Below are 25,388 nucleotides of genomic sequence, written 5' to 3'. Positions count from 1 at the left end.
TTGCCATCGTCTGTGACGGAGATCTGTGATGAAAACTTTCTTTATTTTTGATGAAACCCCCTGGGAAGTGCTGGGAAATGGAATTAAGCGCAAGATCATGACCTGGAGTGATGAGCTGATGATGGTGGCCGTGCATTTTGATCGGGGAGCGATTGGGGTTGCTCACCAGCATGATATTCATGATCAGATCGCTTATGTTGCCGCAGGCAGTTTTGAAGTGGAAATTGACGGTGTAAAAAGAGTGCTTAAGACGGGAGATGCCTATCGGGCGGTAAAACATGAGATGCATGGTGTAGTGGCACTTGAGCAGGACAGTGTGCTGATTGATACATTTTCACCTAAGCGCGCTGATTTTCTTTAACGTGAGTCCGGCTTAAAAACGACGGGCACACCCTGCGGTGCGCCCTGTGTCATTAGCGGATATGTACCGCCTTTAACTGTTCAAGCGAAGACAACTTGACGTCAGCCAGCGCCCAGCGTGCATCAGCACTGAATTCATGAGCTGGAACAACCACTGAGCGCATACGTGCGGCCTTAGTGGCGATCATCCCGTTGAAAGAGTCTTCCAGCGTCACACAGTTCAGGGGATCAACCTGCAACTGAGAGGCTGCCTGTAAATAGACCTCAGGGTGCGGTTTGCTGTACGGCAGATTTTCGGCTGATGCCCGTATCTGGAAATAGGCGGTGAGGTTGAACATCTCCAGCACCTTATCCAGCATATGCAGAGGTGATGCGGAAGCCAGACCAATTTTCAACCCTTGCTCACGGCACAATTCCAGCGCGTGTGTGACACCTGGCAGGAGAGGGCGCGTCTGTTCCACCAGTTCAATGGCGCGGGCGATAATTTGCTGTGTGACTTCAGTTTGAGTCGGCCCCTGCCAAGGCATGGCCTGATACCACATTCTGACCACCTGATCGATACGCAGGCCTAAGGTGTCCGGCAATAAATGTCGTTGTGACAGATCTAGCCCTAAATCGGCAAAAACGTCCAATTCTGCCTGCGTCCATAAAGGTTCGGAATCGATCAGCAGGCCATCCATATCAAAAATTGCTGCAGTAACGGGGCGTGTATATGCCATTAGTTTTCACTCCTTAGTAAGGGAAAGTCACTTTAGCATTCGTTCCGGCGCGGATGAAATAGTGAAAAGAACCGCGCCGGCCCCCCATTTTCCCTGACTTTTGCGCTAAGCCATTAAAACACTGGGCGGTGTCGATAATCTGTAGGTAAACTTAGGCGATAACTGAGACGTCCTTACAAGGGGAATTCATGACGTATCAACAAGCCGGACGTGTTGCTGTGTTAAAACGGATTATGGGGTGGGTTGTGTTCATTCCCGCATTATTGTCCACGGGGATTTCACTACTGAACTTTGTTTATGAGCACAGTAAGGCCCAGCAGGGGATCAACGCCGTGATGCTGGATTTTGTGCATGTTATGGTCGATATGGTGCGTTTCAACACCTCTTTCCTGAACATGTTCTGGTACAACTCACCGGTGCCGGTTTTGGGGCAAGGCATTACTTCCGCGAATATTATGTTCTTCATCATTTACTGGCTGATTTTCATCGGGCTGGCGTTACAGGCGTCTGGCGCAAGAATGTCACGTCAGGTGATACATATTCGTGAAGGCGTTCAGGATCAGTTGATTCTGGAACAAGCGAAGGGAAATGAAGGACGGACGAAACAACAAATTGAAGAGCGCATTATATTGCCGCGCCATACTATTTTTGTTCAGTTCTTCCCACTGTATATCCTGCCAATTATTCTGGCGGTCGTTGCCTATTTTATTCTGAAACTGTTAGGTTTATTCGGCTGATGTAGGCTGCAATAAGAGACTCTTTCTCATTACAATCCAGCATGCCTGAGACGGAAATTGACTCAGGCTTTTTTTTGTCTGTTCATAAATCGTCGCTGCGTAGCAAGCGCTCAACGGCACGTTGCGCCACAACCAAATGTTGCCCGCCGAAAAGATTACTTCGGTTGAGTAAATAATATAACTGGTACACCGGCTGACGCAGGGCAAAATCTTCAGGAAGAGGTGTCCGGCTATGATAACCATCATAAATATTAGCCGGGACTTTAGGATATAACGGCAACATAGCCAGATCGCATTCGCGATCTCCCCAGTAACAGGCTGGGTCGAAAATCACCGGGCCGCTGGGCGCTAAACCACAATTATGTGGCCACAAATCGCCGTGTAACAGGGACGGGCGGGGCTGATGGTTATGCAAACGAGCCTCGACCATGGCGGTGATATCGTCAATATTGCCAAAGATCATGTTTTTTTCCGCCGCGAGCTGTAACTGCCAGCCGATGCGTTGTTCGGCGAAAAAAGTCGCCCAGCGGCGCTGCCAGGTATTGGGCTGCGGCAATGTTGCCAGTTCGTTATCAAAATCGAGGCCGAATTGCAGCTGCTCGCTCCACTGGTGAAGGTCAGATAACTGTTGTCCGAGAAGGTAAGCACTGTCGGCATCTAGCGGTTCAAGCGGCAAATATTCCAGCAGCAGGAAACTGTAGTCGCGATCGCTGCCGACACCATAAACCTCTGGTACGCGCACGGTTTGGCTGTGGGCAAGCAGTGAGAGCTGATCTGCCTCAGCAGAAAAGATCGGTAACATTTCACGTGAATTGCATTTTACAAACACGTCGCGGTCCCCGTAGCTCAGTCGCCAGGCGGGGTGAATTTCTCCCCCCGGCAGCTCCACACGCTCGCGGATTTCAGCATTGCCAAGATGTTCACTTAACAGACGATTAACGGCTTGCCACATGGAATCACCCCTTCGGACTGGCCTGATAATTCATTAAGTTAGCGTTTTTACCGCTTAAAAAACCCGATCCGGCGCACAGCTAAATCAGGTCGTGAGGTAAATATATATCGATTCGCTCGCAAAACGTCGTGTGTTGGGATCAATGAAAAACCAAAAAATAGGAATAAATGAAATGAATGGTCAAATATAACCAGATTTATCTTATCGACTAACTTCTAACACCTTTGTTTAACAGAACATTATTGATCATAGACTAAAAAATATATTCAGGTGTGCGAAGAAGATGTATATGCTGGCTTCCGTCAACGTCGCGAGAGGCATAACGTGAAACCAAAAATTCTTTATTTGATGGCCGCGCTTTTATTAGCAGGTTGCGCTAAAGAAACGCCGGTACAACGGACTCACTTTCTGAATCCACCGGCCGCTACCCCGGACACGTCCATGATGCATCAGGGACCTTACGGAAGCGTTATCCACCAGGCCGCTAATACCTATGGTGTTGATGAAACACTGGTAAAAGCGATTATTCAGGTTGAGTCAGGGTTTAATCCCACTGTCGTGAGCAAATCTAATGCCGTGGGTTTGATGCAATTGAAAGCGTCAACCGCAGGGCGTGATGCCTATCGAATGAAAGGACGTTACGGTCAACCCAGTACGCATGAATTGAAAGATCCGGCGGTTAATATTGATTTAGGCACCGCGTATCTGAGTATGTTGCAACAGCAGTTGGCGGGTATCAGCGATCCCCAGACCCGACGATATGCCACCACCGTTGCCTATGTGAACGGTGCCGGCGCCTTGCTGAGAACCTTCTCCAGCGACAAAACCTATGCTGTGGCGAAGATTAATCAGATGACGCCGGAACAATTTTATCAGCACGTACAGCAGAAACATCCTGCACCGCAAGCGCCTCGCTACTTGTGGAAAGTGAACAACGCTTATCTGGCGATGCGATAAGCCTTGTTCATTCTGTCCATCAGCGTACCTCTCAGGTCGCTGATGGATAGTGCGAAATAATTTCCAGAATTCCGTTAATACCAAACTGCACGCCCATACAGACCAGTAAGAATCCCATCAAACGTGAAATTGCTTCAATCCCGCTTTTCCCGACCAGACGCATAATGGCGCCTGAGCTGCGCAGGCAAACCCAAAGAATCAGGCCAATAATGAGAAAGATTAAAACCGGTGCGACAGCGATAACCCATGCAGGATAATCCACGCCATCTTTAATAGCCGAGGCGCTGCTGATGATCATTGCAATGGTACCGGGGCCTGCCGTACTTGGCATGGCGAGGGGAACGAAGGCGATATTCGGTGAGTCCTGTTTTTTCATCTCCTCGGTTTTGTTCTCAACCATGGTTTTCTCTTCAGCATGGGGCTGAGGGAAAAGCATGCGGAAACCGATAAAGGCGACGATCAGCCCCCCGGCAATGCGCAGCCCGGGAATAGAAATACCGAAGGTATTCATCACCACCTGGCCTGCGTAATAGGTCACCATCATGATAACGAACACATAGACCGAAGCCATCAATGACTGATGGTTGCGCTCTTGTTCGGTCATATTGCCTGATAACCCCAGTAATAATGCGACCGTGGTCAGCGGATTCGCCAGTGGCAGCAAGATCACCAATCCTAAGCCGATGGCTTTAAACAGCAGGCCGATTTCGGTCATAAATTATCATCCATCTGATTACGTCCTTTTAACGTTAGTGTGCTGGCATGAATTACACGAAAAATATCACCATTAAGCAACTCAGGTTGCTGGAAAAGCGCACTTTACGGATGTTACACTGACTGGCGTTTTTTACGTCGCATCCTGAAGTCATGAAATCAGGGCTTCACGGGTGCATATATTCGGCAAAGTAGAGCTGAATAGCGTAACTAATCGAATGAATTCACACTCAAATATTTTTCTATATGTGCTCTGTCGTGTGGGGCACCACTGTAGATAAGGAATTAAAATGCCTGTTATTACCCTTCCTGATGGAAGCCAGCGCTCGTTTGATGCGGCTGTTTCACCTCTTGATGTTGCCCTTGATATTGGTCCTGGTCTGGCGAAAGCCTGTATCGCAGGCCGTGTGAATGGCGAACTGGTCGATGCGACAGATTTGATCACCGAAGACGCACAGTTAGCGATCATCACCACCAAAGACGAAGCCGGTTTGGAAATCTTGCGTCACTCTTGTGCGCACCTGTTAGGCCACGCGATTAAGCAGTTATGGCCAAACACTAAAATGGCTATCGGTCCGGTTATCGACAATGGTTTTTATTACGATGTCGATTTAGATCGCACGCTGACTCAGGAAGACATTGATCTGCTTGAAAAGCGTATGCATGAACTGGCTGAAAAAAATTACGACGTTATTAAAAAGAAAGTCAGCTGGCAGGAAGCGCGCGATACGTTTGAAAATCGTGGCGAGCAGTACAAAGTGGCGATTCTGGATGAAAACATCAGCCATGATGACCAGCCTGGCTTGTATCACCACGAAGAGTACGTGGATATGTGCCGTGGTCCCCACGTTCCCAATATGCGTTTCTGCCATCATTTTAAATTGCAGAAAACTTCCGGGGCTTACTGGCGTGGCGACAGCAAAAATAAAATGCTGCAACGTATCTACGGCACTGCTTGGGCTGAGAAGAAACAACTGAACTCTTACCTGCAACGTTTGGAAGAAGCCGGCAAACGCGATCACCGTAAAATCGGTAAGCAGTTGGATCTCTACCACATGCAGGAAGAAGCGCCAGGCATGGTTTTCTGGCACAACGATGGCTGGACTATATTCCGTGAGCTGGAAGCCTTCGTGCGCATGAAACTGAAGTCATATGACTATCAGGAAGTGAAAGGTCCCTTCATGATGGACCGCGTACTGTGGGAGAAAACCGGTCACTGGGATAACTACAAAGAGGCAATGTTCACAACTTCTTCTGAAAACCGTGAGTATTGCATCAAGCCGATGAACTGCCCAGGTCACGTACAGATTTTCAATCAAGGCTTGAAGTCTTACCGTGACTTGCCATTACGCATGGCTGAGTTTGGTAGCTGTCACCGTAATGAGCCTTCTGGTGCATTACATGGCCTGATGCGCGTACGTGGCTTCACTCAGGACGATGCTCACATCTTCTGTACCGAAGAGCAGGTACGTGACGAAGTTAACAGTTGTATCCGCTTGGTATACGACATGTACAGCACCTTTGGTTTTGAAAAGATTGTGGTTAAGTTATCAACCCGTCCTGAAAAACGCATTGGTACTGACGAAATGTGGACCCGGGCCGAGGATGACCTCGCGGCAGCATTGACCGAAAACAAGATTGAATTCGAATATCAGCCGGGTGAAGGGGCGTTTTATGGCCCCAAAATTGAATTCACCTTGCATGATTGTTTGGATCGTGCGTGGCAGTGTGGTACCGTGCAACTCGACTTTTCATTACCCGGCCGCCTGAACGCCTCTTATATTGGCGAAAGCAATGATCGTCAGGTACCGGTAATGATTCACCGTGCAATTCTGGGTTCAATGGAACGCTTCATCGGTATTCTTACCGAAGAATATGCGGGCTTCTTCCCAACATGGATTGCTCCGGTTCAGGTAGTCGTAATGAATATTACTGACGTACAAGCTACCTATGTCGAAGAATTAACTAAAAAACTGCAAGAAGCAGGCATTCGCGTTAAAGCCGACTTGAGAAATGAGAAGATTGGCTTTAAAATCCGCGAACACACGCTACGTCGTGTTCCTTATATGTTGGTTTGTGGCGATAAAGAGGTCGAAGCGGGCAAAGTTGCCGTTCGTACCCGCCGCGGAAAAGACTTAGGAAGCATGGCCGTTAGCGAAGTCGTTGACAAACTGCTCGCGGAGATCCGCAGCAGAAGTCTTCATCAACTGGAGGAATAAAGTATTAAAGGCGGAAAACGAGTTCAACCGGCGCGTCCTAATCGCATTAACAAAGAGATTCGCGCGCAAGAAGTTCGCCTCACCGGCGTCGATGGCGAGCAGATTGGTATTGTCAGTCTGAATGAAGCTCTTGAAAAAGCTGAGGAAGCGGGCGTCGATTTAGTAGAAATCAGTCCGAATGCCGAGCCGCCAGTTTGTCGAATCATGGATTACGGCAAATTCCTCTACGAGAAGAGTAAGTCGACTAAAGAGCAGAAGAAGAAACAAAAAGTTATTCAGGTTAAGGAAATCAAATTCCGACCTGGTACCGATGATGGCGACTATCAGGTCAAACTACGCAACCTGATTCGCTTTCTGGAAGATGGCGATAAAGCCAAAATCACCCTGCGTTTCCGTGGGCGTGAAATGGCGCACCAGCAGATCGGTATGGAAGTGCTTAACCGCGTCCGTAAAGACCTGTGTGAAGATTCTGAATTGGCCGTTGTCGAATCCTTCCCTACGAAGATCGAAGGCCGTCAGATGATCATGGTGCTCGCACCTAAGAAGAAACAGTAAGGCTTCCAAGTAACTTTCCCCGCGCAGTGCTTGCGCTGCGCGGGGAAAATTCGCCTTTCTGATTCATGTTAATAACAATGCGAAGTGGAATGTAAAATGCCAAAGATCAAAACAGTACGCGGCGCCGCTAAACGCTTCAAAAAAACCGGTAGTGGTGGTTTTAAGCGTAAGCACGCAAACCTGCGTCATATTCTGACCAAAAAAGCGACTAAGCGTAAACGTCACTTGCGTCCTAAAGGCATGGTATCCAAGAACGATTTGGGCCTTGTCACCGCATGTCTGCCGTACGCATAAATACTTTTTTTTAATCAAGAATAATACTCAGGAGAGCATATGGCTCGCGTAAAACGTGGTGTGATTGCACGTGCACGTCACAAGAAAATTTTAAAGCAGGCGAAAGGTTACTACGGTGCCCGTTCGCGCGTATATCGTGTTGCATTCCAGGCTGTTATCAAAGCTGGTCAATACGCTTACCGTGACCGTCGTCAAAAGAAACGTCAGTTCCGTCAGCTGTGGATCGCGCGTATCAACGCAGCAGCTCGTCAGAACGACATGTCTTACAGCAAATTCATTAACGGCTTGAAAAAAGCTTCTATTGAAATTGACCGTAAGATTTTGGCTGATATCGCCGTTTTCGATAAGTTCGCGTTCAGCGCACTGGTCGAAAAAGCGAAAGCAGCACTGGCGTAAGTCAGCTAAAAAAGAGGGAGCTTGCTCCCTCTTTTTTGTTTATAATCAATCGGATTAATGGTTTAATTCCATCCTGATGATCACGTCGCATGTTTTGCGTCAAACCAACAAGGTACCTGCAAGCATGAATGCTGCTATTTTCCGTTTCTTTTTTTACTTTAGCGCCTGATTCAGGAAGGCTTTCGCGCGTAAGAGAAGAAACGAAAAGTAGCGCCTAAGCCTCCCTCGTGGAGGCTTTTTTGTATCTGTTCTTTATTCACTAAGGTTCAGGGCCAAAATCGCGCCCCTGATTAATAACAGTTATTTCACATCCGGCCATGCAGGCCAGAAGAAGAGGAAAGCAATGCCACATCTCGCAGAACTGGTTGCCCACGCCAAGGCCGCCGTAGAGAGTGCTCAGGATATTGCCACGCTGGATAACGTGCGTGTCGAGTATCTTGGTAAGAAAGGCCACCTGACACTCCAGATGACAACTCTCCGCGAACTGCCAGCGGAAGAGCGCCCGGCAGCGGGTGCCGTGATCAATGAAGCGAAAACGCAGGTTCAGGATGCTTTGAATGCGCGTAAAAATGCGCTGGAGTCCGCAGTACTGAATGCCCGACTGGCTGAAGAGACTATCGACGTTTCTCTGCCTGGCCGTCGCATCGAAAACGGCGGTTTGCATCCAGTGACCCGTACTATCGACCGCATTGAAACTTTCTTTGGTGAGTTGGGCTTTACCGTGGAAACAGGGCCTGAAATTGAAGATGACTACCATAACTTCGATGCGTTGAATATTCCGAGCCACCACCCGGCCCGTGCGGACCACGATACCTTCTGGTTCGACGCCACCCGTTTGTTGCGTACACAGACCTCTGGTGTACAGATTCGTACCATGAAAGGGCAGCAGCCGCCTATTCGTATTATCGCGCCTGGCCGCGTTTACCGTAACGATTACGACCAGACACACACACCGATGTTCCATCAGATGGAAGGCCTGATTGTTGATAAAGACATCAGCTTCACCAATCTGAAAGGCACGTTGCATGACTTCCTGAATAACTTCTTTGAAGCCGATTTGCAGATCCGTTTCCGTCCTTCCTATTTCCCGTTTACTGAACCTTCCGCTGAAGTGGACGTAATGGGCAAAAATGGCAAATGGCTGGAAGTCTTGGGCTGCGGCATGGTGCATCCGAATGTACTGCGCAATGTTGGCATTGATCCTGAAATCTACTCTGGTTTCGCCTTCGGTATGGGAATGGAGCGTCTTACCATGTTGCGCTACGGCGTGACAGACTTGCGTGCATTCTTCGAAAACGATTTGCGTTTCCTCAAACAGTTTAAGTAAGGCGGAAATATCACATGAAATTCAGTGAACTCTGGTTGCGCGAATGGGTAAACCCAGCCATCAGCAGCGAAGCATTATCTGACCAAATTACCATGGCCGGTCTGGAAGTTGACGGCATAGAGCCAGTTGCTGGTGCTTTTCACGGCGTTGTGGTCGGTGAAGTTGTCGAGTGCGGTCAGCATCCTAATGCCGATAAACTGCGTGTCACCAAGGTGAACGTGGGTGGCGAACGTTTGCTCGATATCGTCTGCGGTGCGCCAAACTGCCGTCAGGGTCTGAAAGTCGCGGTAGCCACCGTGGGCGCCGTGCTGCCGGGTGATTTTAAAATCAAAGCAGCAAAACTGCGTGGCGAGCCTTCTGAAGGGATGCTGTGCTCGTTTTCTGAGCTGGGGATTTCCGAAGACCACGATGGCATCATCGAATTACCGGTTGATGCACCGGTCGGTACCGACATTCGTGAATTCCTCAAGCTTGACGACAGCACCATTGAGATCAGCGTGACGCCAAACCGCGCCGACTGTCTGGGTATCATCGGTGTAGCCCGCGATGTGGCGGTATTTTATCAGTTGCCGTTAACTGAACCTGACATGTCGCCAGTCGCGGCCACCATCAACGATGTCCTGCCCATTGATGTACAGGCCACCGAGGATTGCCCACGTTATCTGGGTCGTGTCGTTAAAGGTATCAATGTCAAAGCGGCCACTCCGCTGTGGATGCGTGAGAAACTGCGTCGCTGCGGTATCCGTTCAATTGATCCGGTTGTCGATATCACTAACTTCGTGCTGCTTGAACTTGGCCAGCCGATGCACGCATTTGACCTGAATCGCATTCAGGGCGGTATCGTGGTGCGTATGGCGCAGAAAGACGAAGCGCTGACGCTGCTTGATGGCACCAAAACTAAGCTCAATGACGACACGTTAGTTATTGCGGATCACGAAAAAACGCTGGCAATGGCCGGTATTTTTGGTGGTGAACACTCGGGCGTTAATGAAGAGACGCAGGACGTACTGCTGGAGTGTGCTTTCTTCAATCCATTGTCCATCACTGGCCGTGCACGCCGCCAGGGCCTGCATACCGATGCATCACACCGCTATGAGCGTGGCGTCGACCCTGCATTACAACATAAAGCCATGGAGCGCGCTTCGGCGCTGCTATTGGATATTTGTGGAGGGGCAGCGGGTCCGATCATTGACGTCACCTCGGAAAAAGATTTGCCAAAAGCCGCGATCATTCAGCTGCGTCGTGAAAAACTGGATCGCCTGATCGGCCATCATGTTGGTGATGCACAGGTGACTGACATTCTGTCACGCCTGGGCTGTCAGGTTGAAAAACAGGGTGATAGTTGGACGGCTGTTGCACCAAGCTGGCGTTTCGATATGCAAATCGAAGAGGATTTGGTTGAAGAAGTCGCGCGTGTGTATGGCTACAACAACATCCCGGATGTACCGGTTAAAGCCAATCTGGAAATGACCAAGCATCGCGAAGCGAATTTGTCATTAAAACGTGTTAAAAATCTGCTGGTTGACCGTGGTTTCCAGGAAGCGATTACTTACAGCTTCGTCGATCCAAAAATTCAAAGTTTGCTGCATCCTGGCGAAGAAGCACTGATTTTACCAAGTCCAATCTCGGTTGAAATGTCTGCCATGCGCCTTTCGCTATGGACGGGTTTGTTGACCTCCGCAGTTTACAACCAAAACCGTCAACAAAGCCGGGTACGTATTTTTGAAAGTGGTCTGCGCTTTGTACCTGATATCCAAGCGAATCTGGGTATCCGTCAGGACGTCATGCTGTCTGCTGTGATCACCGGCAATAAAAATGAAGAGCATTGGGATCTGGCGCGCCAGACAGTTGACTACTACGATTTGAAAGGCGATCTTGAGGCGATTCTTGAACTTACTGGCAAATTAAATGATGTCCAGTTCAAAGCTGAAGCGAATCCTGCGCTGCATCCTGGGCAGAGTGCAGCAATTTATTTACGCGGCGAACGTATTGGTTTCATTGGTGTAGTCCATCCTGAGCTGGAACGTAAGCTTGACCTAAACGGTCGCACAGTGGTGTTTGAATTGTTGTGGAATAACCTCGCAGACCGCGTGCTGCCTGATGCGAAAGCCATTTCGCGCTTCCCGGCAAACCGTCGTGACATCGCTGTTGTGGTTGCTGAAAACGTCCCCGCAGACGATATTTTGGCGGAGTGTAAGAAAGTTGGCGCAAATCAGGTAGTTGGCGTAAACTTATTTGACGTGTATCGTGGGAAGGGCGTGGCAGAGGGTTATAAAAGCCTGGCTATCAGTCTGGTATTGCAGGATACCGCTCGTACACTGGAAGAAGAAGAGATCGCCGCTACCGTTGCAAAATGCGTAGAGGCTCTAAAGCAGCGATTCCAAGCATCCTTGAGGGATTGAACCTATGGCGCTTACTAAAGCTGAAATGTCAGAACACCTGTTTGAAAAGCTCGGGCTTAGCAAACGGGATGCCAAAGACCTGGTCGAACTATTCTTCGAAGAAGTGCGTCGCGCTTTGGAGAATGGCGAACAAGTTAAATTGTCTGGCTTTGGCAATTTCGATCTGCGTGACAAAAACCAACGTCCGGGACGTAACCCGAAAACCGGCGAAGATATTCCGATCACGGCGCGCCGTGTGGTGACTTTCCGTCCGGGGCAGAAGTTGAAAAGCCGGGTTGAGAATGCCACTCCTAAAGAATAAGTGAGTTGAACAAAAAGGTCGCGCAAGCGGCCTTTTTTTTAGGTTTCTCCGCAAATGCACCTTTCAAGTCGCGCTAGATATTACAAATATAAAGTAATCGCACTTAAAACGAAAATATAGTGTTAAGAAGGTTTTGTATTCAGGAATAGTCTGATAGATTAAATTGAGTCGCGGTGGGGTGATTTATTATGAATGGATGCAATCATTGCGTTATAAATAAAAGTAAGGGACCGAAGCCCCTTATTATATCTTTGACCAAGAAAATAATGGTTTTTACTGATGCCAGTCAGTGATAACCATGAGAGCCAGTCATTAACAGATTAACTATCAATGCCAGTAGTGCGGATGTCCACCGTCATGATGACCGCCGCCATGGCCGTAAGGGCCGGGGAAGATGCAACCACTGAGGCTGACGATAACCAGAGCGACACTAAAGAAAGCTAAGATGCGACGCATAAATATATCCTTCATTTGAATAAACACATTCAGTATAAATAGAATGGTGTCAGGCTGTTGTCAGGCTTACGTTAAGATATGTTAAGAGCATTATAAGATTTGAATGGTTTCCACTCTTTACCCTGCTGTTATATTTCTGCGGGGATACATTTGTATTGTTATTGTAAGCCGCAAGAAAGTTAACCGAAAAGCTCCTTTTCTCTCATAGTCAGCCTTATTTCTGCTTGTTATAAATTCCCTCAAGAACAGGTTAATAAAATTAATAAGGTAAATACTGTGAAAAAATCTCTTTTACTGCTTTGTTGTGTACTGGCATTGCCTGTCGTCGCACAGGCAGGCGTGACCGTTGACGTCAATGTCCCCGGCGTTTCTGTTCACCTCGGAGATCAGGATCAGCGCGGATACTATTGGGATGGTTACGACTGGCGTCCACCACAGTGGTGGCGCGGCCATCAGGGAAATCACGTGGGCGAGCGTAATGATCGTGGCATGTACTGGCGCGGCGACCGCTGGCAGCCCTCCCCGCCGCCGAGACCCCCGCACAACCGCGGGCATGAGCAGCCTCATCAGAACAGTCACCGTGATGATCAGCACCATGATAATAATGGCCATCAGGGTGGGAATAATAAGCATCAGGGCGGGAACAATGATCATCAAGGGAACGGGCAACCCATCCCTCCAGATGGCCAACGTCACTAACTTTACTCTTATTTCTCAGGCTGGCGCGAAAGCGCTGGCCTTTTTTTTATTCATTTTTTAAGAGATATCAGGCAAAAAACTGCTTAATATCGGTAAGATACTGATCCTCTTACTCCCCGTATTCGCTGATTTGCCGCCATGCAAACGCGTCAGGATGCCTATTCTCATGCCGGATCTGATGAAAGATATCCCCACGTTCACCGCTCTCGAACAGCAGCAAAAGCGCCGCGACCGCCGTTTATTGTGCCTGTTTGGCGGCGTGCTGATCGTGGTTTTTCTGTTTAGTTTGTGCGCCGGTGAAAACTGGTTATGGCCGGACGCCTGGTTCGGCCAGCAGGGCCAACTTTTTGTCTGGCAACTGCGTCTGCCGCGAGCCCTTGCCGTCGTGCTGGTGGGAGCCGGACTGGCCGTCTCCGGCGCAGTGATGCAATCTCTGTTTGAGAACCCGCTGGCAGAACCCGGCCTGCTGGGCGTAGCTAATGGGGCGGGGGTAGCGCTGGTATTGTGTGTCATGCTGGGAAATGGCCTGCTGCCTGTCTGGTTGATGAGCCTTTCAGCCGTGGCCGGCGCACTGATCATCACCTTCTTTTTACTGCATTTTGCCCGACAGCGTTTGCTGACTAACGCCCGTTTGCTTCTGGTGGGTGTTGCGATTGGTATTGTCTGCAGCGCAGTCATGACCTGGTCGGTTTACTTCAGTACTAACCTGGATTTGCGCCAGCTAATGTACTGGATGATGGGCGGTTTCGGTGGCGTTGACTGGCGTCAAAGCTGGCTGGGGTTATTGTTAATTCCTGCGGTCGTCTGGATGATTTTTCAGGGTAAAACGCTGAATCTTCTCTCGCTGGGCATCGGACAGGCGCAGCAGCTTGGTGTGTCTATCGCCGTATGGCGAAATCTTCTGGTACTGGCGGTCGGGTGGGTCGTAGGCCTGAGCGTGGCGATAGCCGGCGTGATCGGTTTTGTCGGGCTGATTATTCCTCATATTTTGCGGCTCTGTGGGATTACCGACCAGCGTCATTTATTGCCTGCCTGCGCCCTTGTTGGGGGGGCTGTGCTACTGCTGGCTGACGTTCTTGCGCGTATCGCACTCTACTCTGCGGAACTGCCGATAGGCGTGGTGACGGCAACCCTGGGGGCACCCCTTTTCATCTGGCTGCTGGTCAAAGCCGCCTGAATCAGACAGGATTAGTGCACGATATGCGCGAGACGGACTATCTTTACTGTGCTTCAGTTTACCTTTCAGCCTTAATGACATTGGCAAATAACCGCAGGATATAAAAGATGAGCAATGCAATTTTTGATCTTCCCCTGAAAAAAATTAACGGTGAGGCAACGACTCTGGGTGCCTACCAAGGCTCAGTACTGCTGGTGGTCAACGTCGCATCACAATGCGGACTGACTAAGCAGTATGAAGGTTTGGAAAACATCTATCAGGCTTGGCACGAGCAGGGCTTTGAGGTATTAGGCTTTCCATGCAATGAGTTCGGTGCTCAGGAGCCGGGCACCGAAGAAGAAATTCAACATTTCTGCACCACCCATTTTGGTGTCAAATTCCCAATGTTCAGCAAAATCGACGTTAATGGTGAAAACCGACATCCGCTGTACAAAGCCCTGATAGCTGCTTGTCCGCAGGCCATCAAACCCGAAGGCAGCGAGTTCTACCAGCGTCTTGCCAGTAAAGGGCGCGAGCCGTTGCACCCGGAGAATATTCTTTGGAACTTTGAAAAATTCCTTATCGGCCGAGATGGCACCGTGATTCAGCGTTTTGCGCCTGATATGACGCCAGAAGATCCTCTGCTGTTGGATGCCATCAAACAGGCACTGGCAAAATAACGACACATTGCTGCGCAGGGATAGCCCATGTTGGAATGTCATAAAGTGAGTGTGCCTGGGAGAGTGCAGGCATTTACAACCCACGTAAGCACCGGTAGCCGTGTTCATATTATTGGCCCTAACGGTGCTGGGAAAACCAGCCTGTTGGCCCGTATTGCCGGAATGCTGGACGGGGAGGGGCATATCAACCTCGCCGGACAGGCGCTTGAAGGGATAACGGGCGTGCAGCGTGCCAGGCTGCGCGGCTATCTTTGCCAACAATCGCTCCCCGTATCGATGATGCCGGTGTTTCAGTATCTTTCACTGCACCAGCCTGCGGGGGTTGACACCGCGTTACTCGAACAAACAATCGCGATGCTGACATCGGCATTGCACTTGCAGGATAAGCTCTGCCGGCCAGTGACACGGTTATCGGGTGGGGAATGGCAACGCGTGCGTCTGGTTGCCGTACTTTTGCAAGTCTGGCCGACACTCAATCCTCAGGGGACGCTGCTGTTACTGGACGAGCCAATGAACAGCCTCGATGTAGCCCAACAGCAAGCTCTTGACGGGCTTATCACCCAATTTTGTGCCAGTGGGCGTACGGCAATCATCAGCGATCACGATCTTAATCACACGTTGCACCACGCCCATCAAGTATGGTTAATGGCGAAAGGGCAGGTTATAGCTGCCGGAAAACGTGAAGATGTTATGCAGGTAAACTGTTTGACCCGCGTGTTTGGCGTTAATTTCCAGATGCATAATGTGGCGGGAAGACAGTGGCTGATGACGACTCTGTCGGAAAAGTGACATGAGAATATTCTTTAATAGTGTGTTGTAATAATTGATGACACGCTTGTTTACAATCTAATTATCCATGTGAAAATAGATTGCGCGCTAACAATAAATTCGAGTTCGTTGAAGTATTGTTAATAGAGTATTTAATATAATCATAATCAGAAATTATCCATCCCTATGATATTTATGGGGATTTGTTTTTCAATCACCGACATCATCACATATCTTTCTATTTTTCATCAAGTTAACTTGACGAGCCTTAAGGTTTAATTAAGCTTAAACTGGCACTGTGCCTGAAATATTGAAGTCTGGCGTTTAATCATTGTTCATTAAACTCGTACTAAAGTTTGATTCGAGTAAATTACCTCTAGCAGGATTGTGCCATGGAAAATTTTTTGCCTTTCTCCCGTCCATCCATGGGCGAGGAAGAGATTGAGGCGGTGAGTCATGTACTGCGCTCGGGCTGGATCACCACAGGTCCGCAGACGCATCAACTTGAACAGGATTTTGCTGCGACCTTCGGATGTAAACACGCCATTGCCGTCAGTTCGGCAACTGGCGGTATGCACGTCACCCTGATGGCGCTGGGCATCGGCCCCGGCGATGAAGTTATCACCCCTTCTCAGACCTGGGTTTCCACCATTAACATGATCGTTCTGCTGGGTGCAGAGCCGGTAATGATTGATGTTGACCCGGATACCCTGATGATTAGCGTTGACGATGTCGCTGCCGCCATCACACCAAAAACCAAAGCGATTATCCCGGTACATTATGCGGGTGCACCTTTGGATCTCGACCCGCTGTACGCGCTGGCTGAAAAACATGGCATTGCCATTGTTGAAGATGCCGCCCATGCCGCAGGCACCCGTTACCGCGATCGCTGGATTGGTGCGCAGGGGACGGCAGTATTCTCCTTCCACGCAATTAAAAACATGACCTGTGCCGAAGGTGGTCTGGTGGCGACCGATGACGACGAACTGGCAGCAAAAGTCCGGGCGTTGAAGTTCCACGGTCTGGCGGTTGATGCATTTGACCGCGAAGTGCAGGGGCGTAAGCCACAGGCTGAAGTGATTGAACCGGGTTTCAAATACAACCTTTCTGATATTCATGCAGCGATTGCCGTAGTTCAATTGCGTCGGCTGCCTGAAATCAATGCGCGTCGCACCGAATTGGCAAATTTGTATCTGCAAAAGCTCCAGGATTCGCCGTTCCTGCCAATGAAGGTGCCGGAATATCCGCACCTGCATGCGTGGCATCTGTTTATGATCCGTGTGGATGAAGCGCGTTGTGGTATCAGCCGTGATGTCCTGATGGAGCGCCTCAAAGCCCTCGGCATTGGCACCGGGTTACATTTCCGTGCAGCGCATACCCAAAAATATTACCGCGATCGTTATCCCACTCTCAGCCTGCCACACAGCGAATGGAACACCGACCGTTTGTGCAGTTTACCGCTGTTCCCTGATATGCAGGACAGCGATGTAGACCGCGTTGTCGCGGCCTTATTTTCCCTCGTGGAGGCCCACTAGTGGTACAATTTGAACCTATTCGTAAAGTCTCGATCGTCATCCCGGTCTATAACGAGGAAGAGAGCCTGCCGGCACTGCTTTCCCGTACGCAGGCCGCGTGTGGTCAATTGACTCAAAAATACGAGATCATTTTAATCGACGATGGCAGCAGTGACCGTTCCGCAGAGATGTTAACTCACGCTGCTGAGCAACCGGAAAACTGCATAATTGCTGTGCTACTTAACCGTAACTACGGTCAGCATTCAGCGATTATGGCCGGTTTCAGCCATGTATCGGGCGACCTGGTGATCACCCTTGACGCCGACTTACAAAACCCGCCGGAAGAGATCCCGCGTCTGGTGGCGAAAGCTGAAGAGGGCTATGACGTCGTTGGCACCGTTCGCGCTAACCGCCGTGACTCATGGTTCCGTAAGTCTGCATCTAAAATGATCAACATGATGATCCAGCGTGCGACAGGCAAATCCATGGGGGATTACGGCTGTATGCTGCGCGCCTATCGCCGCCACATCATCGAAGCCATGCTGCATTGCCATGAACGCAGCACGTTTATTCCTATTTTGGCGAATACTTTTGCGCGCAAAACCGCAGAGATTCCGGTGCAGCATTCGGAACGCGAATTTGGCGACTCAAAGTACAGCCTGATGAAACTTATTAACCTGATGTACGATCTGATCACCTGCCTGACAACTACACCGCTGCGTTTGCTCAGTGTGGTGGGTAGTCTCATTGCCCTGTTTGGTTTCGTACTCGCGGTATTTTTGATTTTGATGCGTTTAATCAACGGGCCTGCATGGGCCGCAGATGGGGTCTTCACCCTGTTTGCCCTGCTATTTATGTTTATCGGTGCGCAGTTTGTGGGCATGGGATTACTCGGTGAGTACATCGGGCGAATCTATAACGATGTTCGTGCACGTCCCCGCTATTTTGTTCAAAAAGTCGTTGGAATGCGTTCTGACGAAAACAGCCAGGAAGAAGAGTGATGAAAGCGATTGTATTTGCGTACCATGATATTGGTTGCGTTGGGCTACAGGCCTTAGTTGACGCAGGTTATGACGTACAAGCGGTATTTACTCATACCGATTCGCCAGACGAAAACAACTTTTTCGCCTCCGTTGCCCGCTTGGGTGCCGGTTTAAATCTGCCGGTTTATGCGCCTGAGGATGTGAATCATCCGCTGTGGGTTGACCGTATCCGTGAATTGCAGCCGGATGTTATTTTCTCCTTCTACTATCGCAACATGATCAGCGATGACGTGTTGTCTCTGGCGCCAAAAGGCGGCTTCAATCTGCACGGTTCATTATTGCCACGCTACCGCGGTCGGGCGCCAGTTAACTGGGCGCTGTTGAAAGGCGAAAGTGAAACGGGTGTGACTCTGCATAAAATGGTTAGCCGTCCCGATGCGGGCGACATTGTTGCACAACGCGCCGTGCCAATCAGCGCTGATGACATTGCGCTGACCCTGCATGCTAAAGTTCGCGATGCTGCGCAGGTTCTGCTGGCCGACGTATTGCCTAAAATGAAGCAGGGTCAGATCACCCTGACACCACAAGATGAATCTCAGGCCAGCTATTTTGGTCGCCGTACTGCGGCTGATGGTGAAATTCACTGGCACAAATCGGCAACCGAAATTAATAACCTGGTCCGTGCTGTGACCGAACCTTATCCGGGGGCATTCACCTACCTCGGCCAGCGTAAAATGACCATCTGGCGTTCACGTCCGCTGGTGATTGCTCATGACAAACAACCGGGAACCGTGTTGTCGAGCGACCCGCTGGTCGTTGCTTGTGCTGAAGGTGCACTGGAAATTCAGGCGGGTCAGAGTGAGTCAGGCCTTTATGTACAGGGTTCGCGCCTGTCACTGGAACTGGGGATCATGCCTGATGTAAAACTCAGCTCATTACCGACGTCCGCGATGAAACGCCGTACCCGCGTGTTGATCCTCGGTGTGAACGGCTTTATCGGTAACCACCTGAGTGAACGTCTGCTGCGCGAAGATAACTATGAAATCTTCGGTCTGGATATCAGCTCTGATGCCATTTCCCGTTTCATGGATAACCCGCATTTCCACTTTGTCGAAGGCGACATCAGCATTCACTCCGAATGGATCGAGTATCACATCAAGAAATGTGACGTGATCCTGCCGCTGGTGGCGATTGCCACGCCAATCGAATATACCCGCAACCCACTGCGCGTGTTCGAGCTGGATTTCGAAGAAAACCTGAAAATTGTCCGTGATTGCGTGAAATACAAAAAACGCATCATCTTCCCGTCCACCTCTGAAGTGTACGGCATGTGCGACGACAAAGAGTTCGATGAAGATACTTCACGTCTGATTGTTGGCCCGATCAACAAACAGCGCTGGATCTACTCCGTCTCCAAACAACTGCTCGACCGCGTGATCTGGGCGTATGGCGTCAAAGAAGGCTTACGCTTCACCTTGTTCCGTCCATTCAACTGGATGGGGCCGCGTCTGGATAACCTTGACGCAGCACGTATCGGCAGTTCACGCGCCATTACCCAGTTGATCCTGAATCTGGTAGAAGGTTCTCCGATCAAACTGGTGGACGGGGGTGAGCAAAAACGCTGCTTCACCGACATCAACGACGGTATCGAAGCCCTGTTCCGCATCATCGAGAACAAAGAAAACCGCTGTGACGGCCAGATCGTGAACATCGGTAACCCGACTAACGAAGCCAGCATCCGTGAATTGGCCGAAATGCTGTTGCGCAGCTTTGAAGCGCACCCATTACGCGATCAGTTCCCGCCATTTGCCGGTTTCAAATCTGTGGAAAGCAGCAGCTACTACGGTAAAGGCTATCAGGATGTTGAGCACCGCACGCCTAGCATCAAAAATGCTAAACGTCTGCTGAACTGGACGCCTGAAGTTTCGATGGATAAAACCGTCGACAAAACTCTCGACTTCTTCCTGCGTTCGGTTAATCCAGACAACAATCAGGCATAACGGAATTTGTGGATGAAAAAAGTCGGTCTACGAATTGATGTCGACACCTGGAGCGGCACCCGAAAGGGTGTCCCTCAGTTACTGCGTGTTCTGGAAAAACATCACATCACTGCCAGCTTTTTCTTCAGCGTAGGTCCGGACAACATGGGGCGTCATTTATGGCGCCTTTTGCGTCCGCGCTTCCTGTGGAAAATGCTGCGCTCTAACGCGGCGTCACTGTACGGTCTGGATATTCTGCTGGCCGGTACGGCGTGGCCGGGTAAAAAAATCTATCGTGATTTCGCACCACTGATGAAAGAGGCGGCTGAGCGTGGTCATGAGGTCGGCTTGCACGCCTGGGATCATCAGGGCTGGCAGGCGAAAGTGGCGAAATGGTCTAAGCCTGAACTGGAAAAACAGATTCGTCTCGGTCTGGAAGCACTGCAAAACAGCATCGGCAAAGCGGTGGATTGCTCTGCGGTGGCCGGTTGGCGCGCTGACCAGCGGGTGATTGACGTCAAACAGACCTTTGGTTTTCGCTACAACAGCGACTGCAGGGGCAAGCGGCCATTCTTACCGCTGCTGGAAAACGGCGAAACAGGCACGGTACAAATCCCTGTGACCCTGCCGACCTACGATGAAGTCATTGGCAATGAAGTGACCACGGCGACGTTTAATGACTTTATCCTGCAGGCCATCGAGCATGACAACGGCGTGCCGGTCTATACCATTCATGCCGAAGTAGAAGGTATGTCGCTGGCCGACATGTTTGACGATTTACTGACCCGCGCAGCTCAACAGGGCATTCAGTTCTGTGCACTGGGTGAACTATTGCCTGACGATCTGTCCAGTTTACCGGTCGGTCGTGTCGTTCGTTCCTCCTTCCCCGGACGGGAAGGGTGGTTAGGTTGCCAGCAAGAAGGTTTTTCCTGATGTTGAAAGCGTACAAAGGTGTGTGGAGCACCGTACTCCTCCTGTTCTTTGCCCTGGTTTATCTGGTCCCACTGAATACCCGCCTGCTATGGCAGCCTGATGAAACCCGCTATGCGGAAATCAGCCGCGAAATGCTGCAACGGGGTGACTGGGTGGTGCCGCATCTGCTGGGTCTGCGCTATTTTGAAAAACCGGTGGCGGGCTACTGGTTTAATAACCTCAGCCAGATGATCTTCGGTGACACTAACTTTGCCGTGCGTTTCGGTTCAGTATTCTGCACGTTGCTTAGTACGATAATGGTGTTCTGGCTGGCGATGCTGATGTGGCGTAACCGCCAGACGGCCTGTGTTGCCGCACTGATTTATCTTTCTTTCCTGCTGGTTTTCACTATCGGAACCTACAGCGTTCTTGATCCGATGATCACGCTGTGGATGACGGCTGCAATGGTCGCCAGTTATTACTGTCTGCGGGTCACCAGTACCCGGCATAAAGCACTGAGCTGGATAGCGCTCGGCCTGGCTTGTGGTATGGGCTTTATGACCAAAGGCTTTCTGGCGCTGGCCGTCCCGGTGATCGCCGTGCTGCCGATTATCTGGCGCGAGAAAAGGTTCAAAACCCTGTTTGGTTGGGGGCCGCTGGCCATCCTCAGTGCTGTTTTGCTGAGCCTGCCCTGGGTATTGGCGATTGCGCACCGCGAGCCGGACTTCTGGAATTACTTCTTTTGGGTCGAACATATTCAGCGCTTCGCTGAACAGAATGCCCAGCACAAAGCGCCGTTCTGGTACTACATTCCGGTGGTCTTCCTTGGTGCATTGCCGTGGATGGGATTACTGCCGGGCGCGGTGGCGGGTGGATGGACCAAACGCGTGATGCGTCCTGAACTGTTTTTCCTGCTTAGTTGGGCGGTGATGCCGTTGATTTTCTTCAGCATCGCTAAAGGGAAATTGCCGACGTACATCCTTCCGTGCTTTGCACCACTGGCCTTGCTGATGGCGGATTATCTGGACCAGATACGACTGTCCGGTCGTCTTAAAGCCCTCAGGGCCAATGGTATTATCAACATTGTCTTTGGTGTACTGGCGGTGATCGCGCTGGTCGTCATTTCCGGACGCTTACCGCTGCATATCAAGCCCGTTTACACCGCCGCAGAGTTCCCGAAAGTCGTCATTGCCATCTTGTGCTTCGCGGTTTGGGCACTGGCGGGGGCACTCAGTCTGACCTCATTGCGTAATCGCTGGTATTGGGCGGCCGCCTGTCCGCTGGTATTGGCTTTGTTGGTGGGTCAGGTTATTCCGCAAAAGGTGATCGATTCCAAACAGCCGCAGGCATTTATTGATGCCAATATCGCGTTGTTAAAAGAGAGCAAGTACGTTTTGGCTGATAACGTTGGCATAGCAACCGGGCTCGCCTGGACACTCAAACGCAGCGATATCTTGATGTACGATGAAAAAGGGGAGGTGCAATATGGCCTGAGTTATCCTGATGCACAACATCGCTATATTGATGCTCAGCGCTTCCCTGTATGGCTACAAAATGCACGTCAGCAAGGTATGGTTGCGGTTGCTGTGAAGCAGGAGAGCATCGATGCTGATAACTCCAAACTTCCTGTACCGGATAAAATTGTTGAAATGGATCGCTTAGCCCTGTTGTTCTACAACAAACTGCCATGACCGGTTATCTGTTGGTATTAGTGGTCAGCATGCTGACCTGTGCGGGGCAGCTTTGTCAAAAGCAAGCCTCGCAAGTTGAGAAAGGCAATGTCACACGGGTTCTACGTTGGTTGGCGGTGGCGATATGTCTGCTCGGGTTTGCCATGCTGTTGTGGCTGCACGTGCTGCAACAGCTGCCGCTGAGCATAGCGTATCCGATGCTCAGCCTTAACTTTGTGTTGATCACCCTCAGCGCGCGCTGGATTTTCAAAGAACAGGTAGACCGACGCCACTGGATAGGGGTCGGTTTTATCATGCTGGGGATAGCGCTGATGAGTATTAACGCATGAAAACCACCGAAATAATGAAAGGCTACGCGTGGGGAAGTGCCAGTTTATTGTTGGTGACCCTCGCGCAACTGCTGATGAAGTGGGGAATGGTACAAATCCCGCTATTTTCACTGTCTGATATTCAATTACCCTGGATACTCAACCACTTGCCGGCGTTATTATCGGTAGCTTGTGGTATCACCGGTTATGTCTTGTCGATGGTTTGCTGGTACTTCACGCTGCGCATATTGCCGTTGCATCGGGCGTATACGCTGCTGAGTCTCAGCTATGCTCTGGTCTATCTGGCCGCGGTTTCGCTCCCCTGGTTCAATGAAGATATCCATCTGCTGAAAACCTGTGGAGGATTACTGGTGCTGTTTGGCGTCTGGCTAATCCACAGTAAACCGAGCCAGGAGGCTCACTAAAAGCGATAAATTCCAACAAATTTGCGTTTTTCGATTGGATGACGGATAAAATAGCGTTAGATTCTTTTTATCCTCTAATAACCAGATCTTAGAGCATAGTGGCGTGTCTTAGCCGATTTTGGCTTGATCCTTTCACTATGACCGTCATCCAGAAGGAAAGGCCGCCATGCGTTGGAAGACCGGAACACTATATTCCCTGCTGATAGCCGCCGCGCTGGTACTCAATGGGTGTAGCAGCCATGCACCGCCGCCGAGTGGTAAATTCTCCGATTCCATCGCCGTCGTTGCACAATTAAATGATCAACTCAGTCAGTGGCATGGTGCGCCATATCGCTATGGCGGTTTACAGCCAAGCGGCGTTGATTGCTCCGGTTTTGTATTTCGCACTTACCGTGACCGTTTTGGCGTCATCTTGCCACGCACCACCGCCGCTCAAACCAAAATTGGCAATAAAGTATCCCGCGACGAACTGCTTCCGGGCGATCTGGTCTTTTTCAAAACCGGCAGCGGTGAAAACGGCCTGCACGTGGGCATTTACGACACCGGCGATCAGTTTATCCATGCTTCCACCAGTCAGGGCGTCACGCGTTCCTCGCTCGATAACGTCTATTGGCGCAAAGTTTATTGGCAGGCACGTAGAATTTAGCCTGGCATAATTCCCCATTGCCTCCGCGTATTTAGCTCGCTTTTAACCTGCTATCATCACGTCAGACCTCTTTCAGGATGAAACGTGATGAAACCTCTCAGATTACTGCTTTCCGACTCCTTCGACCCCTGGTTTAACCTTGCGGTGGAAGAGTGTATCTTCCGCCAGATGACCACCCAGCGCGTATTATTCCTGTGGCGCAATGCTGAAACCGTGGTTATTGGGCAAGCGCAGAACCCGTGGAAAGAGTGCAATACCCGTCGCATGGAGCAGGATGGTATCCGCCTTGCCAGACGCAGCAGCGGCGGCGGGGCGGTATTTCATGATTTGGGTAATACCTGCTTTACCTTTATGGCGGGCAAGCCGGAATATGATAAAAGCGTCTCAACGGCCATTATTCTTAATGCGCTGACATCGTTGGGTATCAACGCCAGTGCCTCGGGGCGTAATGATTTGGTGGCGAATACTGTCGATGGCGAACGTAAAATTTCCGGTTCTGCCTATAAAGAAACGCAGGATCGTGGCTTCCATCACGGTACTTTATTGCTCAATGCTGACCTCAGCCGGCTGGCAGACTATCTAAATCCTGATCCGAAAAAATTACAAGCCAAGGGCATCACCTCTGTGCGTTCGCGCGTAGCTAATCTCGGTGAACTCATTCCTGGTATTGATCATCCACAAATATGCGATGCGATCATCACATCCTTCTTTGATTGGTATGGCTTACGGGTTGAGCCAGAAATCATCTCCCCTGACGTATTCCCCGATTTACCTGGTTTTGCTGAACAATTCACCAAACAAAGCAGTTGGGAGTGGAATTTCGGTAAAGCGCCAGCATTCAGCCATTTACTGAATGAGCGTTTTGTCTGGGGCGGCGTGGATATTCACTTTGATATTTTAAAAGGCCGGATCAGTCGCACGCAGCTTTTTACCGACAGTCTCAACCCTTCGCCATTGAATGCGCTGGCAGCACAACTGGTGGATACGTTATATCGGCCTTCTGAAATAGCGACGGTATGCCTGAATATAATTGCGCAGTATCCGCAGCAGCGCGCTGAACTCAGTGAGTTACGAGATTGGCTGGTCAGTTGCGTGCAATAAGAAAAATCGAGTTCCAGCAACTGCTGTTGTGAACGACATTTGCAGCGTGTTTTTTTTCATGAAACGCGCAAGAATTTACTCAGTTGCACGAAGGTGCGGCTAACGATAAGATTGAAAGATAACACCCGATTTCCCCT

General features: G+C 50.2%; 28 protein-coding genes and 1 other annotated feature. Of the genes, 24 read left to right on the top strand and 4 right to left on the bottom strand.

The annotated features are described in order from the left end of the window. Positions 1-28: 28 nt before the first annotated feature. The gene (locus EAH77_RS09300; protein ID WP_140471935.1) at positions 29-361 is read left to right on the top strand and encodes a cupin domain-containing protein; all 333 of its coding nucleotides are present in this window, start codon (positions 29-31) and stop codon (positions 359-361) included. A gap of 52 nt (positions 362-413) precedes the next feature. Here EAH77_RS09300 and hxpB read toward each other — a convergent pair whose 3' ends face one another. Next, a complete protein-coding gene (gene hxpB / locus EAH77_RS09295) occupies positions 414-1,079 on the bottom strand; it encodes a hexitol phosphatase HxpB (protein ID WP_140471933.1) in 666 nt (221 codons plus the stop codon). Between the two features lie 188 nt (positions 1,080-1,267). On the opposite strand from hxpB, the gene EAH77_RS09290 reads away from it, so the two are divergent. Next, the gene (locus EAH77_RS09290) at positions 1,268-1,816 is read left to right on the top strand and encodes a YniB family protein (protein ID WP_140471931.1); all 549 of its coding nucleotides are present in this window, start codon (positions 1,268-1,270) and stop codon (positions 1,814-1,816) included. An 82-nt stretch (positions 1,817-1,898) separates the two neighbouring features. Here the strand turns inward: EAH77_RS09290 and EAH77_RS09285 are convergent, their stop codons facing one another. Next, positions 1,899-2,768 (bottom strand): fructosamine kinase family protein, encoded by an 870-nt coding sequence (locus EAH77_RS09285; protein WP_140471929.1) that lies wholly within the window; start codon positions 2,766-2,768, stop codon positions 1,899-1,901. A 324-nt stretch (positions 2,769-3,092) separates the two neighbouring features. Here EAH77_RS09285 and EAH77_RS09280 point away from each other — a divergent pair, with 324 nt between their 5' ends. After that, the gene (locus tag EAH77_RS09280; protein WP_140471927.1) at positions 3,093-3,725 is read left to right on the top strand and encodes a transglycosylase SLT domain-containing protein; all 633 of its coding nucleotides are present in this window, start codon (positions 3,093-3,095) and stop codon (positions 3,723-3,725) included. 31 nt (positions 3,726-3,756) lie between these two features. On the opposite strand, the gene EAH77_RS09275 is transcribed toward EAH77_RS09280, so the two are convergent. After that, positions 3,757-4,440 (bottom strand): MarC family NAAT transporter, encoded by a 684-nt coding sequence (locus EAH77_RS09275; RefSeq protein ID WP_140471925.1) that lies wholly within the window; start codon positions 4,438-4,440, stop codon positions 3,757-3,759. Between the two features lie 289 nt (positions 4,441-4,729). Here EAH77_RS09275 and thrS point away from each other — a divergent pair, with 289 nt between their 5' ends. The 8 genes from thrS (at position 4,730) to ihfA (ending at position 11,933) form a co-directional block, all read left to right on the top strand. Continuing rightward, positions 4,730-6,658, top strand: coding sequence for a threonine--tRNA ligase (gene thrS / locus EAH77_RS09270; protein ID WP_140471923.1), 1,929 nt, complete (start codon positions 4,730-4,732; stop codon positions 6,656-6,658). Between the two features lie 3 nt (positions 6,659-6,661). Continuing rightward, positions 6,662-7,213, top strand: a complete 552-nt coding sequence (infC, locus tag EAH77_RS09265; RefSeq protein WP_013576136.1) for a translation initiation factor IF-3 — start codon at positions 6,662-6,664, stop codon at positions 7,211-7,213. Positions 7,214-7,309: 96 nt separating this feature from the next. Beyond that, positions 7,310-7,507: a 50S ribosomal protein L35 gene (gene rpmI, locus EAH77_RS09260; protein WP_140471921.1), complete on the top strand. Its 198-nt coding sequence runs from the start codon at positions 7,310-7,312 to the stop codon at positions 7,505-7,507. A 39-nt stretch (positions 7,508-7,546) separates the two neighbouring features. Beyond that, positions 7,547-7,903: a 50S ribosomal protein L20 gene (gene rplT / locus EAH77_RS09255; protein ID WP_034791189.1), complete on the top strand. Its 357-nt coding sequence runs from the start codon at positions 7,547-7,549 to the stop codon at positions 7,901-7,903. 119 nt (positions 7,904-8,022) lie between these two features. Next, positions 8,023-8,147 (top strand) — a sequence feature (Phe leader region). After that, positions 8,028-8,072 carry a pheST operon leader peptide PheM gene (gene pheM / locus EAH77_RS25335; RefSeq protein WP_106120997.1) on the top strand — a complete coding sequence of 15 codons (45 nt, stop codon included), beginning with the start codon at positions 8,028-8,030 and terminating at the stop codon, positions 8,070-8,072. It overlaps the preceding feature by 45 nt. Before the next feature lie 99 nt (positions 8,148-8,246). Further along, the gene (gene pheS / locus EAH77_RS09240; protein ID WP_140471919.1) at positions 8,247-9,230 is read left to right on the top strand and encodes a phenylalanine--tRNA ligase subunit alpha; all 984 of its coding nucleotides are present in this window, start codon (positions 8,247-8,249) and stop codon (positions 9,228-9,230) included. 14 nt (positions 9,231-9,244) lie between these two features. Next, positions 9,245-11,632 (top strand): phenylalanine--tRNA ligase subunit beta, encoded by a 2,388-nt coding sequence (gene pheT, locus EAH77_RS09235; RefSeq protein WP_140471917.1) that lies wholly within the window; start codon positions 9,245-9,247, stop codon positions 11,630-11,632. Positions 11,633-11,636: 4 nt separating this feature from the next. Then, positions 11,637-11,933 carry an integration host factor subunit alpha gene (gene ihfA / locus EAH77_RS09230; protein WP_004717732.1) on the top strand — a complete coding sequence of 99 codons (297 nt, stop codon included), beginning with the start codon at positions 11,637-11,639 and terminating at the stop codon, positions 11,931-11,933. Positions 11,934-12,260: 327 nt separating this feature from the next. Here ihfA and EAH77_RS25685 read toward each other — a convergent pair whose 3' ends face one another. After that, on the bottom strand, positions 12,261-12,389 hold the full coding sequence (locus EAH77_RS25685) for a hypothetical protein (protein WP_277752553.1): 129 nt from the start codon (positions 12,387-12,389) through the stop codon (positions 12,261-12,263). 276 nt (positions 12,390-12,665) lie between these two features. Between EAH77_RS25685 and EAH77_RS09225 the strand changes: the two genes are divergently transcribed. From EAH77_RS09225 to EAH77_RS09165, 13 genes are all read left to right on the top strand, one after another. Next, positions 12,666-13,088 carry a DUF2502 domain-containing protein gene (locus tag EAH77_RS09225; RefSeq protein ID WP_140471915.1) on the top strand — a complete coding sequence of 141 codons (423 nt, stop codon included), beginning with the start codon at positions 12,666-12,668 and terminating at the stop codon, positions 13,086-13,088. 178 nt (positions 13,089-13,266) lie between these two features. Further along, entirely contained in the window at positions 13,267-14,265 is a 999-nt protein-coding gene (gene btuC / locus EAH77_RS09220; protein ID WP_140472223.1) for a vitamin B12 ABC transporter permease BtuC, read from the top strand. Between the two features lie 107 nt (positions 14,266-14,372). Further along, on the top strand, positions 14,373-14,924 hold the full coding sequence (locus tag EAH77_RS09215; RefSeq protein WP_140471913.1) for a glutathione peroxidase: 552 nt from the start codon (positions 14,373-14,375) through the stop codon (positions 14,922-14,924). A 27-nt stretch (positions 14,925-14,951) separates the two neighbouring features. Beyond that, positions 14,952-15,713: a vitamin B12 ABC transporter ATP-binding protein BtuD gene (gene btuD / locus EAH77_RS09210; protein WP_140471911.1), complete on the top strand. Its 762-nt coding sequence runs from the start codon at positions 14,952-14,954 to the stop codon at positions 15,711-15,713. A gap of 371 nt (positions 15,714-16,084) precedes the next feature. Beyond that, positions 16,085-17,227 (top strand): UDP-4-amino-4-deoxy-L-arabinose aminotransferase, encoded by a 1,143-nt coding sequence (gene arnB / locus EAH77_RS09205; RefSeq protein ID WP_140471909.1) that lies wholly within the window; start codon positions 16,085-16,087, stop codon positions 17,225-17,227. Then, a complete protein-coding gene (gene arnC / locus EAH77_RS09200; protein ID WP_140471907.1) occupies positions 17,227-18,207 on the top strand; it encodes an undecaprenyl-phosphate 4-deoxy-4-formamido-L-arabinose transferase in 981 nt (326 codons plus the stop codon). The genes arnB and arnC overlap by 1 nt, the downstream gene beginning before the upstream one ends. After that, complete coding sequence (gene arnA / locus EAH77_RS09195) at positions 18,207-20,189, top strand: bifunctional UDP-4-amino-4-deoxy-L-arabinose formyltransferase/UDP-glucuronic acid oxidase ArnA (RefSeq protein WP_140471905.1); 1,983 nt, start codon at positions 18,207-18,209, stop codon at positions 20,187-20,189. The genes arnC and arnA overlap by 1 nt, the downstream gene beginning before the upstream one ends. 12 nt (positions 20,190-20,201) lie before the next feature. Beyond that, positions 20,202-21,101, top strand: a complete 900-nt coding sequence (arnD, locus tag EAH77_RS09190; RefSeq protein ID WP_140471903.1) for a 4-deoxy-4-formamido-L-arabinose-phosphoundecaprenol deformylase — start codon at positions 20,202-20,204, stop codon at positions 21,099-21,101. Positions 21,102-21,103: 2 nt separating this feature from the next. Further along, complete coding sequence (arnT, locus tag EAH77_RS09185; RefSeq protein ID WP_194150502.1) at positions 21,104-22,771, top strand: lipid IV(A) 4-amino-4-deoxy-L-arabinosyltransferase; 1,668 nt, start codon at positions 21,104-21,106, stop codon at positions 22,769-22,771. Next, positions 22,768-23,100: a 4-amino-4-deoxy-L-arabinose-phosphoundecaprenol flippase subunit ArnE gene (gene arnE, locus EAH77_RS09180; protein WP_140471899.1), complete on the top strand. Its 333-nt coding sequence runs from the start codon at positions 22,768-22,770 to the stop codon at positions 23,098-23,100. The genes arnT and arnE overlap by 4 nt, the downstream gene beginning before the upstream one ends. A gap of 14 nt (positions 23,101-23,114) precedes the next feature. After that, complete coding sequence (arnF, locus tag EAH77_RS09175) at positions 23,115-23,504, top strand: 4-amino-4-deoxy-L-arabinose-phosphoundecaprenol flippase subunit ArnF (protein ID WP_140472221.1); 390 nt, start codon at positions 23,115-23,117, stop codon at positions 23,502-23,504. A 166-nt stretch (positions 23,505-23,670) separates the two neighbouring features. Then, positions 23,671-24,150, top strand: coding sequence for an NlpC/P60 family protein (locus tag EAH77_RS09170; RefSeq protein WP_140471897.1), 480 nt, complete (start codon positions 23,671-23,673; stop codon positions 24,148-24,150). Between the two features lie 87 nt (positions 24,151-24,237). Next, the gene (locus EAH77_RS09165) at positions 24,238-25,251 is read left to right on the top strand and encodes a lipoate--protein ligase A (RefSeq protein ID WP_140471895.1); all 1,014 of its coding nucleotides are present in this window, start codon (positions 24,238-24,240) and stop codon (positions 25,249-25,251) included. The last annotated feature ends 137 nt before the right edge of the window (positions 25,252-25,388 follow it).

This window comes from Ewingella americana (assembly GCF_006438725.1).
GTDB lineage: Bacteria > Pseudomonadota > Gammaproteobacteria > Enterobacterales > Enterobacteriaceae > Ewingella > Ewingella americana_A.
This window is presented reverse-complemented; position numbering and strand designations above follow the sequence as displayed.

What these genes read in the sequence shown, in the direction of transcription:
- arnD (WP_140471903.1), top strand. Translation starts at nt 20,202, where the DNA reads ATGAAAAAAGTCGGTCTACGAATTGATGTCGACACCTGGAGCGGCACC.
- EAH77_RS09285 (WP_140471929.1), bottom strand. Translation starts at nt 2,768, where the DNA reads ATGTGGCAAGCCGTTAATCGTCTGTTAAGTGAACATCTTGGCAATGCT.
- EAH77_RS09215 (WP_140471913.1), top strand. Translation starts at nt 14,373, where the DNA reads ATGAGCAATGCAATTTTTGATCTTCCCCTGAAAAAAATTAACGGTGAG.
- EAH77_RS09165 (WP_140471895.1), top strand. Translation starts at nt 24,238, where the DNA reads ATGAAACCTCTCAGATTACTGCTTTCCGACTCCTTCGACCCCTGGTTT.
- EAH77_RS09290 (WP_140471931.1), top strand. Translation starts at nt 1,268, where the DNA reads ATGACGTATCAACAAGCCGGACGTGTTGCTGTGTTAAAACGGATTATG.
- btuD (WP_140471911.1), top strand. Translation starts at nt 14,952, where the DNA reads ATGTTGGAATGTCATAAAGTGAGTGTGCCTGGGAGAGTGCAGGCATTT.
- EAH77_RS09170 (WP_140471897.1), top strand. Translation starts at nt 23,671, where the DNA reads ATGCGTTGGAAGACCGGAACACTATATTCCCTGCTGATAGCCGCCGCG.
- ihfA (WP_004717732.1), top strand. Translation starts at nt 11,637, where the DNA reads ATGGCGCTTACTAAAGCTGAAATGTCAGAACACCTGTTTGAAAAGCTC.
- arnB (WP_140471909.1), top strand. Translation starts at nt 16,085, where the DNA reads ATGGAAAATTTTTTGCCTTTCTCCCGTCCATCCATGGGCGAGGAAGAG.
- thrS (WP_140471923.1), top strand. Translation starts at nt 4,730, where the DNA reads ATGCCTGTTATTACCCTTCCTGATGGAAGCCAGCGCTCGTTTGATGCG.
- arnA (WP_140471905.1), top strand. Translation starts at nt 18,207, where the DNA reads ATGAAAGCGATTGTATTTGCGTACCATGATATTGGTTGCGTTGGGCTA.
- rpmI (WP_140471921.1), top strand. Translation starts at nt 7,310, where the DNA reads ATGCCAAAGATCAAAACAGTACGCGGCGCCGCTAAACGCTTCAAAAAA.
- arnF (WP_140472221.1), top strand. Translation starts at nt 23,115, where the DNA reads ATGAAAGGCTACGCGTGGGGAAGTGCCAGTTTATTGTTGGTGACCCTC.
- pheT (WP_140471917.1), top strand. Translation starts at nt 9,245, where the DNA reads ATGAAATTCAGTGAACTCTGGTTGCGCGAATGGGTAAACCCAGCCATC.
- pheS (WP_140471919.1), top strand. Translation starts at nt 8,247, where the DNA reads ATGCCACATCTCGCAGAACTGGTTGCCCACGCCAAGGCCGCCGTAGAG.
- hxpB (WP_140471933.1), bottom strand. Translation starts at nt 1,079, where the DNA reads ATGGCATATACACGCCCCGTTACTGCAGCAATTTTTGATATGGATGGC.
- arnE (WP_140471899.1), top strand. Translation starts at nt 22,768, where the DNA reads ATGACCGGTTATCTGTTGGTATTAGTGGTCAGCATGCTGACCTGTGCG.
- EAH77_RS09275 (WP_140471925.1), bottom strand. Translation starts at nt 4,440, where the DNA reads ATGACCGAAATCGGCCTGCTGTTTAAAGCCATCGGCTTAGGATTGGTG.
- EAH77_RS09300 (WP_140471935.1), top strand. Translation starts at nt 29, where the DNA reads ATGAAAACTTTCTTTATTTTTGATGAAACCCCCTGGGAAGTGCTGGGA.
- btuC (WP_140472223.1), top strand. Translation starts at nt 13,267, where the DNA reads ATGAAAGATATCCCCACGTTCACCGCTCTCGAACAGCAGCAAAAGCGC.
- rplT (WP_034791189.1), top strand. Translation starts at nt 7,547, where the DNA reads ATGGCTCGCGTAAAACGTGGTGTGATTGCACGTGCACGTCACAAGAAA.
- EAH77_RS25685 (WP_277752553.1), bottom strand. Translation starts at nt 12,389, where the DNA reads ATGCGTCGCATCTTAGCTTTCTTTAGTGTCGCTCTGGTTATCGTCAGC.